The sequence below is a fragment of the Paenibacillus sp. FSL M8-0212 genome, assembly GCF_038004645.1.
Classification (GTDB): Bacteria; Bacillota; Bacilli; order Paenibacillales; family Paenibacillaceae; genus Paenibacillus.
In genome coordinates this window covers 2,533,603-2,545,227 of the sequence record NZ_JBBORP010000001.1, presented here as the reverse complement: position 1 = coordinate 2,545,227, position 11,625 = coordinate 2,533,603, and the positions used below count along the sequence as shown (strand labels likewise).

Genomic DNA, 11,625 nt, shown 5'->3' with positions numbered 1-11,625 from the left:
AGCCTTCCAAAACATAATTCTAGGAGCATATTCAATATCCTGCCCAGCAACGTAGAAGAGGTCGACCACATGTAAGCATGAAAAAAACACATCCTTAATTGGGATATAGACTTCTCCCAATCGGATGTGTTTTCCTGTTCTCATATAAAGTTTGAATAAGTTCTAAATTATGAAGCTTTTGCTGCAACAGCTTTTTCAATCAATGCTTTTGCATCGTTAGTAGTAAGACCTTGTTTAGGTTGAAGTGATTTTTTATCTGTTCCAGCAAAAATACCTTTGTCAATCAATTTTGCCATAGGTTTAATTGCATAGGCAGACACCGATTTACCATCTTCGAAACTAGCAATAATCGTAGCAGCGTCTTTATCAGTCGCTTGATCTTTTACCAATTTAGCAAGAATGGTAGCAGCTTCTTCACGCGTGATATCCCGATCAGGATAGAAGTTTCCACCATAACCTTGGATGAATCCAGCATGCGTAGCTTCAGCAATCGCATCTGCATATGCAGCATTAGCCGCAACATCCTTGAATGCAGGTGCTGTCGCTACTTCGTTAAGTTTCAACATGTCGACCAGAGCACTTACAAATTCAGCACGAGAAATGACTTCTGTTGTTACAGGTGTTTCTGTTGGCTCGGTAGATGCAGCCAGGTTTGTGATACGTCCTTCATTTTTAGCTTCGATGCTACCGCCTTTATACGTATCTACGATGTACTGGTAGAATACATCCAGATCGATAGGACCTGCCAGGGATGATTTAGCATCCAGCAGCACTTTATAGTTATCTCCACCTGCAGCCATAAAGTTGTTAACTACAGCCGTATATGTTTTTGCAGGATCAATAGGTGTACCATCTTCAAGACTAAGACCAGTAACACGTTCTGCGACCGGCTTATTGAAATCTGCAGTGTATTTCAAACCAGAGATTTGAAGTGTTTTGGTATTAGGTGTACCGTCAGCGTTGGTACCCCATTGTTGTTGCAACAAAGTTTTAATTTGTTCGCCAGTCAGTTCCAGCTTCACTAGAGTGTTACCGAACGGTTGGATTTTGGCAAGATCAGCAAAGGTCACATCGCCTTGTGGCAGATCCGCACGAATACCGCCTGGATTCATAAATGCAAAGTCAGCAGCACTTGCCTTATCCCCAAAGTCTGCTTCACGCATTGAATCTGCAATGAGGTTTCCTAGAGGGGCTTCGTTATTATAAGCATCTGTACGGGTAACAGAACCATCCGTTGTACCTACTGGCTTCGTCAGCTCAGGATGCTTGTCCAATGATTTTTTAATAATAGCTAAAGATTCAGGGTCTTCTTTTACACCCTCTTGGAAAGTCGTTGTAACAGTCGCTGATTTTTCAGTTACATCCCCGGTAGCAGGGTCAATCATCAACTTGATATCTTCAAACGCCGTACCATAGGAATAAGCTTGAACGATCAACTTTCCATTCACTTCACCGTTAGCCAAAGCATGATTGTCACCTGCAACGATAACGTCAACAGGGGAATCCGCCGGTAAAGCTTTTGCCAGATCAGCTGCTTCTCCAGTAGTTACGCCTTCTTTGGTTGTTGCTGGATCATGTGCCAAAACAATGATCGTTTCTACACCTTGGTCTTGCAACTCTTTGGAATATTTATTAACGGCTTCCACTTCTTCTTCTGGGCTTAAGAAACGTACGCCAGCTGTCCCAGATGGAGATACTTTGGCAGGTGTGGATTTCGTGACTAGTCCGATAAATCCAATTTTGACTCCGCCCACTTCTTTAATCACATACGGCTTAATCAATGTTTTTCCTGTGGCAGTTTCAATCACGTTTGCATTGACGTAATCAAATTTTGCACCGGCATGCGTTACTTTTCCTTCTTTTGGATCAAGGCCACCAAAGATTTGTGCTTTCAAAGCAGCGACACCTTGGTCAAATTCATGATTCCCTAAGGACCCTACATCAAAGCCCATCATATTCATCCATTCCATGGTAGGCTCGTCACGATCCAAAGATGAGGCTGGAGCAGATGCACCAACAGAGTCTCCATTATGGAAGAGTAGGGAGTGTTCATATTTGGCTTGCGCTTCTTTGAGATAGGTTGCTAGAATTGGAGCCGTTCCTGCCTTCTTATCACCCACTATTGATGTGGTATCTAACTGACCGTGGAAATCATTAATTCCAATCAAGTGTACTTCTACATCGTTACCTGCGGCAGAGACAGAACCCGCTGCGCCCAATAGTTGCGTGAGTAATAGTGCAGCAGTAGCTACACGCAGTGTGCTTTTACCCAAAACTTTTTTCCAAAACATGAATGAAAAAACCCCTCTCCAATTTTAGATCCTGAGATATTTTACCATAGTTCAATTCATAAAAATCATAAAATATATAAAATGTATGTAAAAATTTTGGGAGATTTATAGAGGAGATGCATAGTTACTACTAGCTAAAAATAAAGACACCCTACAGGGTGCCTTTATTTCCTTCATATAGTTGCTCAGAACACTCAACCGCAAGAGTATCTTTCACCCCAATTTCCTCTCTATAGAGGTAGAGATGTTTCTCTGTTAATTACTATTCTGCTTTGGTTTTATCTAACATGTTCATCAATATAACAACAGCCTCTGCTCTAGTGGTCGGTGATTTAGGTTTAAAATAATTGTTATCCATACCTTCGACAAGGCCATGTTCCTTCAGAGCTGCCACAGAGGTTTTTGCCCAAACAGGAATAGATTTCTCATCTGAAAAAGACGTTGCATCATTTCCTATAGTAGATACCTTGAGCGCATTCGCAACCATCACTACCATCTCGGCACGTGTTATATTGGCGTTTGGCCGGAACGTGTCATCCGGATAACCGCTAAGAATGCCTTCTTGCACGGCTTGCGAGACTGCCATTTTGGCCCAAGCTCCAATTTCGGTTTTATCTGAGAATACCAGTTCCACTCCTGCTTTTTGTGAATTCAACGCACTCATCAGCATGACTGAGAACTCGGCACGTGTGACGTTTTTCCCCGGATTGAACGTTCCATCCGGATAACCGGTAATCATACCGCTGCTTAAGGCTTGTTTAATTCTTGCTTCTGCCCAGTGTCCCGAGATATCGCTAAAGCCAGATTCTGTCGTCGGTTCAGCTGGCTTATTCAAGATGGGCTTTCCGCTGGTTTTATCTACAACAAGGACAGCATACTTCGTAAAGTGATTGACCTCGACTATGATTTGGTTCCCTTTTATAATACCTCCGTCCACTTTATCCCATGCCTTATTCACTTCATCATAATAAAATACAGCTGCCGAATGGTGACTCTCAAGACCTGATGAATCAAATGTAAATGTCATTTTTACCGGCTTGAGAAAGTTCTCTGTGAAATTCTTCAGAAGCTCAAATACCGGGCTGGCCAGAATCTCTTTATTTCTTAGCAGAGTTTCGGTATCAGATACTTTATCAATCGACAAAGTCAGTTCTTGAGGTGATCCTCCGGCTGGAATTGAGATTTGAATCTCCTTGCCCAAGCTAACAACGCCTGACTTACCCATCGGAATGGTTATTTTACCCGTTGTTGAAGTGACTGTATTGTCTATCGGAGCCATTGGTGCAGAAGGACTGCTCGGACTTGTTGTTTGTACAGGCTGTATAGTGAAAACGGAATACGGATTGGACTCCGTTATACCCTGTCCTGCATTACCGGCACCATTAGACACTCCATTATTCTGAAGGGTGATAACATTGAACGATTTGCTCACGTTCGCTTGAGGTGTTAACGTTGCTGTCCACGTCACACCCCCATCGGATGATTGAACAGCACTCAGTGTACCATTCGCAACCGTCAGATCCGCATTATCAAAACCCGACACAGCCTCTGAGAATGTGATCGTTACCACGGATGTTTTGCCACTGGTCAGCGTTGTATCAGCTACAACAATCGTTGCCGTTGGTTGGACAGTATAGACCGCATAATTATTCGAATCTGTCGTACCCGTGCCGGCATTGCCTGCAACATCATTGATGCCTGTATTATTAAGTGTAATGTTATTCGTTCCATTCGTGATACCGACAGTCGGCGTCAATATCGCGGTCCATGTAATGCCTCCATGGGAAGAACTAACGGCACCTAGCGTACCGTTTGCAACGGTCAGATCATCACTGGTAAAGCCTGTTACTGCTTCGGAAAACGTGAAGGTGACCTCTGATGTCTTCCCGACGGTAAGTGCAGCATCGGCTACGACAATCATTGCTGTGGGCCTTACTGTATCGATTGCGAAGTTATTTGAGTCTGTTGTTCCTATGCCTTCATTGCCGCCTTGATTCATCACACCCATATTGTCGAGTGTAATCTTGTTGATTGCAGCAGTCATGCCGACAGTTGGGGTTAGTTCTGCTGTATACGTAATATTGTCATCTGTAGCCAGATTGTGAATTGTTCCATTCGTCACCGCAAGGTCTGCGAGGGTAAAACCTGTCACGGCCTCAGAGAATGTGATCGTTACCTGTGATGTCTTACCAATGGTCAGTGTTGTATCGGCTACAACAATCGTTGCCTTTGGCCGGGCGGTATAGACCTCATAATTATTCGAGGTGGTTATACCTGCACCTACAGTACGGTCTTGATTCATCACACCCCCATTGTTGAGAGTAATGACGTTGGTTGCATCTGTAATGTCGAGGTCAGGTGTGAGAGTTGCGGTCCACGTAATGCCTCCATCCGAAGATGAAGGTGCAGTCAGTGTAGCGTTTGGAACCGTTAAGTCTCCATAATCCAACCCTTGTACCGCTTCCGAGAACGTAAAGGTTACCTTTGATGTGCTACCAATTTTCAGCAGCGTATTATCTATCGTGATTGTTGACGTTGGAGCCGCTGCATACACCTTATCCGATGGTTTTAAATACAACAGTCCTGTAATGAGAGACAAGACCAGAATGAAGCTCCCTATCCTTTTGCCAAAATTCATATGACCCTCCTCGTATCTTTCCTCTGGATGAAAAAATCATCTAAAACTCTTTTGAAATACTTCAAATTCAATCTAATCAATCATTCGACACATTCGTCCAAATTCCTATATCCACAAATAAAAATAAATCGTTTGCCACAACTGAACTACTAACTGTAAGTCGAGAGTGAGACTAGTTAAAAGTATTCATTTATGCCTTCCACTATCGAACAGATAGATGTTAATAGAAAATTATGTATTTTATCTTTTTAGTTGATATAATGGTATAAAAAGTCATATTCTTATTTTGGTCAAATGTATGGGCAGTTATAATAGCAACCTTCCGTGGACCTCCAGCTCCCTCAACTCTCGTTAACACATATCCATTTACATACGATGTATTCAGCAACTTATTGTCTATTAAAGGAGGTGACCCCGGAGAGCATTGTATGTCGATTTTCCCTATAACTACCACTGGGGGATGTGTTGATTGCTCTTTCACCACTCCTAACCGAACGCTGCGCAGAAATACGAAATAATTATAAGGACTTGTAGTTCTATGCATTTAGCTTCAACCATTAAAAAAACATAGGAGCGTGTCCAATGAACAGACAACTTTTCCCCAGATCTTTTCGAATTCTTATGGCTTGCTTGTTGATTCTTGCATTTGCCTTACCAACGACGGCTTCTGCTGGCTATCTCGGAGATAAGCTCACGATTGGCCAAAACATGGCAAAGGGTGACTATTTAACCTCCCAAGATGGTAGATTTTCAGCCATTTGGCAAAATGACGGGAACTTCGTTATCTATCAAAACGGTTCTTCTCTCTGGAGTAGCGGAACTAGTAACAGCGGTGCTCTCTCGTTCAAGTTTGAACCACAATACGGGAAACCTGTCATGTATAAATATGGCATGAAATATCAAGATGTTTACCAATATGGTTATCGTTTTGGTTTTAATCCGGCTACAGGTAAATTCGAATATTACACCGGTTGGGGATGGGATAAAGTTTTGGTGATCGATACTTCTGTACAGGTAGCTGCTTGGTCTCCCAATACCACCTCATGGATTCCGGGTCATCACGGAAGCAGCTTACCAACTAACACAACAGGTGATACACTGATCATGCAAAGTGATGGGAATTTAGTTCTCTATAACACAACCCTGACCAATGATTATTATCCGAACAGTTGGATTCCTGTCTGGGCTTCCAATACGGGTGGGCGCTAAAATCAGTTGGAGAGCCGCGTGATGCGCGGCTCTTTTTTTGTTTCCCAAGGAAGTTGATAGATTGCTGATGTATAGCAATGGATATCTACATACAAGAAACTTTAACAAGTATTTATCGTAGTAAATAGAATAATTAACATATACAGGATGTGATTGTTTGACAGGAATTATAGGTGTTGTAGTCTTAATCATAGGAATAATTACGGCGATTTGGCCTTACTTTGCTTGGTATGTTCGACTGGGATGGAAGTTTAAAGATGCGGAGCCAAGTGATTTAGCATTAAATGCTGGACGGATCTCAGGTATTGTCTTAGTGATAGTCGGTTTTATACTGATCGTTTCAAGTTGCTCCACAGGAAGCGGAGCGGACAGCAAATGGGCGGAACAATTTAAAGAGAAACTGAATGCAGGGCAAGTAAAAGAAATCAGTATTGGCATGATTAATCCCGAAATATTAAGCGAAGAAGAAAAAAATACGGTTATCCAAATGATAAAAGATGCAGAACTTAGACCTTTTGATGCAGGTGATGTGTTTGGATCGAACAATGCTGGAAAAATTACATTTATAGATGAAACGAGCCTAGACATCGTTATTTTCGGACCATCTGGAGGAATCGAATTGCATCCGAAGTTTACCGAGACGGAATTTGAGATAATGAGCGAAGAGTTAAAAAATTGGTTTCACACAAAATATAGCGATTAGTATCGTCATTATAATTAATACTCAAGAACCCCACGTAGGTGAGGTTCTTTTTGCTTAGCAAAGAACAAACAAGGGCTATTTTCCATGACTCCATCAACCGCAGTAAGATAAGCTTATTTTCATATATTGACAAATAAATGTGTTAGACTACTTAAAGAAGAATTGCCGATCTATACTAAAGAACGCTACACAACTGGATGCAGGCAAGTATTACGATAAACGTAGGTTAGAAAGGAAGCCCCATGAATAGTTCCTTGAAGCAACTCATGAAATCACCCGCATTTCCCGGTGGAATCATAACCATTCTGATATTTTATCTAAATTACTTTCAATTCGAACTTGTTGAAAAATTTCTGCTGTTTGCGGCTTTCGTTATTGTGCCTCTTGTAATTTTACTTTTGGACCATGACGCGAAGAATACATATCAACGAATGATGTATGCCGCTATGAAATGGCTTCAATTTCCCGCCGCGCTTCTTACCCTGGCCTCGGTAATGAGTAGTAAGATGTGGGGGTTAGAAAGTACGGAAATTCCAGGGATTCTGTCTCTTGGATGGCTACTGTTCACACTGCTGCTCGGCATCTTTGGCTTGACCACGATTGTGATTTCTAAAGGAAAAGCAGCGGAAATAGCGATTGGCGCGGGGCTCGTTTATTTTTTTATCGGGGGCATTTGGTTTACCTTATATCAATATCAATTGAACCTTTTCCAAGCTAATCCTGCAACGCACGCGTTAAGCTCGGTTCACTTTCATTTCTCATCTGCAATCGTTCCAATTTTCATTGGTGAACTGGGACGCATCATGATGAAGAAAAGCTGGTATCCCTGGGTTGTTGCCATCGATATCATCGGACCCATCTTGATTGCGATTGGTATGATTTTTTCCAAGCCGATTGAATACATTGGTGTCGCTTTGTTTGCCTGTAATATTGTGGTTTACACCGCTTATCTCCTTACTTACTTGAGGAAAAACGCTTTGGATATTAAGGCAACCATCTTTTTAGGCCTTTCTTGCCTAGCCTTTTACACGGTGGTCGTCATTTCCATCTTCTATCCTTTACTGAAAAATATGTACTCATTAACCATACGCGATTTCATTCCCATTTACGGAGCTCTGCATGCGTTTGGTTTTGTCTTATGTGGACTGATTGGTTGGGTGTTCATGGTAGACTTCGTTAAAGGAAAAGGCTAACCAATCGGCTTCATAGGAGTAGTTTAGTCAGGTTCGTGCTATAATAGTGTTTAATAACATTCATCATTCTGCCAAGATGGCGATGATTAAGGAGATTGAATTTTGACGAACAACCATGAAGTTGGAGCAGTGAACGAACTACCGGAGAACTTTGAAGAGCTCAAACGAGCGGCTAATCGGACGTCAAGCTGGAGAGACAGACTAGATGCGGTGAACGAATTGGGGAACTGGGATACAGCTCCTACCATGAAGTTACTTCAGCATGTTTTGAAAAATGATCAAGTGTTCCAGGTGCGTGAAGCCGCATATCACAAGCTGAAACAGTTGGATGAAGATGTACAAATGCCTGCCAAAAACAAAGGCGAGCTGTTTAAAGGTACTAACAAAATTTTGCTGCGGATCAAAAAAAGCCTTCCTGAAGGTCATACATTTGAGGAATTTAAGGAAAAACTGCAAAAGACACGTCTGGATCTCTATGATACTTACGAGGGCGACAAAGATGCTGAGTTCGACTCCTGGCTCCATGGAATTTGGGAGACACTAGGTAGAAGATAGCCGCCGTTCACCGTATAATAGCTGAATACCAAGCCACTCCATCAATGGAGTGGCTTCTTTATTTTTTCAGCGTCACCTCCATTAGATGTGGGGTTATTTTTTCTCTAAAAAAGTCACCACTGTCAAACTGGTCTGACAAAAAAACGCCCTGTCTACTGATTCTTAAAAATCAGTAAACAAAGCGCAAAGTTAGAGCCTTTTTGAACAACCTCTATACCATTTATTCTGGTATATAAGGAAGATCCAGTGTCTTCGGAACGTTGATGACATGTTTTTCTGTATACGTGCGGATACCTTCCGCGCCGTATTCACGGCCAATGCCCGATTGCTTAAAGCCACCGAAAGGGAACCGAACGTCAAGACCCTGAACAGCAGCTGTATTGATCATGGTCGTTCCAGCTTCGAGTTGACGTGCGACGGAGATGGCATCCTCTTCTTTGCCCCACACAGAACTCGTCAATCCATATATGCTCTCATTGTGTAGATGAATAACCTGCTCTTCATCGTCAAATGGCAGAATCGGAACTGTAGGACCAAACTGTTCCTCTACGACAATCGGATCATGAACATCGCAACCCAAAACAAGCGTAGGTTGTAAGAAGTAACCTTGGTCAAACAGCTTCTGATCAAGAATTTGCCCGAGAGGGATGACCTTAGCCCCGCGCTTTTGCGCATCTTCAACCAAACCAAGCACGTAATTCTTCTGCTTCAGGTTATTAACCGGGCCTACAGTCGTATTTGAATCAAATGGATCACCAATTCGAATCCAGCGATTTGCCGCCTCTATATATTTTTCCACAAACTCATCATAAATAGAACGGTGTACATACACACGTTTGGCGATCATACAGATCTGGCCTGCAGTCAAGAAATTAGAAATGACAATCCGGCGCATGGCTCGCTCATCATGAACATCAAAACTTTCCAAGAAGATAGCCGCATCATTACCACCAAGCTCAAGCGTCATATCTTTAATCGTTTCCGAAGCCGCTTTAATAATATGCTTAGCTGTCGCAGTTCCACCTGTAAAAGCGATTTTAGTAACAAGAGGATTACTAGTCAGTTCAACGCCCACATCCGCATCACCATGAACGACATTGATTACACCAGCCGGGAACTCACTCGCAATAATCTCTGCCACTTTCGCTGCCGCCAGTGGCGCATATGGACTTGGTTTAAGCACAATCGTGTTGCCCGCAAGTAAGGCAGGAGCAATTTTAATGGTAGATAAAGCAATAGGATAGTTCCATGGACTAATCGCTGCCACCACACCAATTGGATCATAGGAAAGAATCGTTTTACCATTCTCATGCTCTTTGATCTCTTCCTGTAGAGCCGATTTGGCTTCATTACAAGCAAATTCCATCCACATTAACGAAACATAAATTTCACCGTGTGCATCATACAGGGGCTTGCCATGCTCTCTGGACAGCAAATGCACAATTTCATTCTCAGCTGCTCTAATCTTCTCGATCGCCTTGCGCATCATAATAATGCGTTCATCAATGGAGGTCTGCTTCCATGTTTTAAAAGCCCCTGCCGCTGCTTCAATCGCTTCAACCGCTTGTTCTTTCGTAGTGACAGGGAAATAGCCTACGATCTCAGCGGGGTTTGTCGGATTCTCTTTTGCTAACTGCGAAAGGGATTTTACATTTTGACCATTAATGAACGCTTCAACGATAACTGTCTCTTGGTCTGCTTGCGTTGTCATTTTGCATCCCCTCCGTTATTTAGATGGATTAATTCCAAACTTCTTCTGCAATTTCCTTCACATAACGAAGTTTACGCCATTGTTGTTCTTCCGTTAAAATATTGCCTTCTTCCGTGGAAGAAAAGCCGCATTGTGGGCTCAAACAAAGTTGCTCAAGTGGTACATAGGTTGCCGCCTCTGCAATCCGAGCTTTAATCTGTTCTTTATCCTCTAACTCGCCTGTTTTCGAAGTAAGTAAACCAAGCACGATTTTCAAATCTTTTCGATTCACATATTGTAAAGGCTCGAAGCCACCTGAGCGCTCATCATCAAATTCCAGGAATAATCCATCTACGTTTAAGCCACCAAAGATAACTTCAGAAGCGTACTCGTAACCACCCGTTGAGAAATAATTTGATTTATAGTTACCACGACAAATATGCATCGTCACAACTAAATCCGCCGGTTTATGAGCCAAAGTTTCGTTAATCATTCGCTGCATCGTTTTCAACTCTTCTGCCGGTTCCAGACCTTTGGCACGCAGCTTATCATGACCAGCTTCTGAGAATAGGTCTGCCCAAGCGGTATCATCTAATTGCAGGTATCGACATCCCGCATCATAGAAAGCTTGAATGGCTTTTTGATACGCCGCAATCGTATCCTGAAGGAATTGCTCCCGGTCCGTATAGATATTGGCGCCATTTTCCAACCGATATAGAAGCATGTTGGGACTTGGAATGGTCTGTTTCGCCACTGCATCACCTGCATGCTTTTTCAAAAACTCAAAATCCTTAACAAAAGGATGACTCGAGAAATCAACTTTACCAACAACACGAATTCCACCCTTGCGAGTTTGCATATTATGGAATTGAGGCCCATCAATTTCCTCATACAACTCTACGCCATCCAAGCCGCCCAGAAAATCAAAGTGCCACCAGCTTCTGCGGAACTCACCATCCGTAACTGCCAATACGCCATTTTCCTTTTGCTTTTCAATAATTCGAATAATCTCTTGATCTTCCACAGCTCTTAATTCCTCATATGTGATGTTGCCTGATTTATATTGTTCACGTGCCTGACTTAAGTTCGCAGGACGTAGAAAACTGCCTACATGATCATTACGAAATGGTATCATAAGTATTTCTCCTTCTAACTTTTTATTCTAATGAGTATAGCATGGTCAAAAGGAATGCCTGTTATATGAAAAAAACATGGCTGGTTATAGCTTTTAACAATATCTAAAGTTTCGAAAAACAAAAAAACCACAACCTCATAGGGTAATGATGTGGCTTACCTTATATCAGTATATCTTTAGCCCGACACCTGACTTCCTATCTCTCCCAATA

Annotated in this window: 8 protein-coding genes; 4 read left to right on the top strand and 4 right to left on the bottom strand. The window is 42.4% G+C overall.

The features are described from left to right. Positions 1-167 precede the first annotated feature (167 nt). A complete protein-coding gene (locus tag MKX68_RS11370) occupies positions 168-2,291 on the bottom strand; it encodes a 5'-nucleotidase C-terminal domain-containing protein (protein WP_338589579.1) in 2,124 nt (707 codons plus the stop codon). A 262-nt stretch (positions 2,292-2,553) separates the two neighbouring features. After that, on the bottom strand, positions 2,554-4,929 hold the full coding sequence (locus MKX68_RS11365; protein ID WP_340911529.1) for an Ig-like domain-containing protein: 2,376 nt from the start codon (positions 4,927-4,929) through the stop codon (positions 2,554-2,556). A 582-nt stretch (positions 4,930-5,511) separates the two neighbouring features. On the opposite strand from MKX68_RS11365, the gene MKX68_RS11360 reads away from it, so the two are divergent. The 4 genes from MKX68_RS11360 (at position 5,512) to MKX68_RS11345 (ending at position 8,589) form a co-directional block, all read left to right on the top strand. Further along, positions 5,512-6,138: a hypothetical protein gene (locus MKX68_RS11360; RefSeq protein WP_340911526.1), complete on the top strand. Its 627-nt coding sequence runs from the start codon at positions 5,512-5,514 to the stop codon at positions 6,136-6,138. 157 nt (positions 6,139-6,295) lie between these two features. Beyond that, positions 6,296-6,841, top strand: a complete 546-nt coding sequence (locus MKX68_RS11355) for a DUF6199 family natural product biosynthesis protein (RefSeq protein WP_340911523.1) — start codon at positions 6,296-6,298, stop codon at positions 6,839-6,841. A 242-nt stretch (positions 6,842-7,083) separates the two neighbouring features. Next, complete coding sequence (locus MKX68_RS11350) at positions 7,084-8,034, top strand: YndJ family transporter (RefSeq protein ID WP_340911521.1); 951 nt, start codon at positions 7,084-7,086, stop codon at positions 8,032-8,034. A gap of 102 nt (positions 8,035-8,136) precedes the next feature. After that, positions 8,137-8,589 carry a HEAT repeat domain-containing protein gene (locus MKX68_RS11345; RefSeq protein ID WP_340911518.1) on the top strand — a complete coding sequence of 151 codons (453 nt, stop codon included), beginning with the start codon at positions 8,137-8,139 and terminating at the stop codon, positions 8,587-8,589. A 220-nt stretch (positions 8,590-8,809) separates the two neighbouring features. On the opposite strand, the gene MKX68_RS11340 is transcribed toward MKX68_RS11345, so the two are convergent. After that, a complete protein-coding gene (locus MKX68_RS11340; protein ID WP_340911515.1) occupies positions 8,810-10,300 on the bottom strand; it encodes an aldehyde dehydrogenase family protein in 1,491 nt (496 codons plus the stop codon). 28 nt (positions 10,301-10,328) lie between these two features. Continuing rightward, entirely contained in the window at positions 10,329-11,414 is a 1,086-nt protein-coding gene (locus tag MKX68_RS11335) for a 5-methyltetrahydropteroyltriglutamate--homocysteine S-methyltransferase (RefSeq protein WP_340911513.1), read from the bottom strand. Positions 11,415-11,625: the final 211 nt, after the last annotated feature.

Excerpts from the sequence above, each read along its gene's own strand:
- MKX68_RS11365 (WP_340911529.1), bottom strand. The coding sequence starts at position 4,929 with ATGAATTTTGGCAAAAGGATAGGGAGCTTCATTCTGGTCTTGTCTCTC.
- MKX68_RS11370 (WP_338589579.1), bottom strand. The coding sequence starts at position 2,291 with ATGTTTTGGAAAAAAGTTTTGGGTAAAAGCACACTGCGTGTAGCTACT.
- MKX68_RS11340 (WP_340911515.1), bottom strand. The coding sequence starts at position 10,300 with ATGACAACGCAAGCAGACCAAGAGACAGTTATCGTTGAAGCGTTCATT.
- MKX68_RS11350 (WP_340911521.1), top strand. The coding sequence starts at position 7,084 with ATGAATAGTTCCTTGAAGCAACTCATGAAATCACCCGCATTTCCCGGT.
- MKX68_RS11335 (WP_340911513.1), bottom strand. The coding sequence starts at position 11,414 with ATGATACCATTTCGTAATGATCATGTAGGCAGTTTTCTACGTCCTGCG.
- MKX68_RS11360 (WP_340911526.1), top strand. The coding sequence starts at position 5,512 with ATGAACAGACAACTTTTCCCCAGATCTTTTCGAATTCTTATGGCTTGC.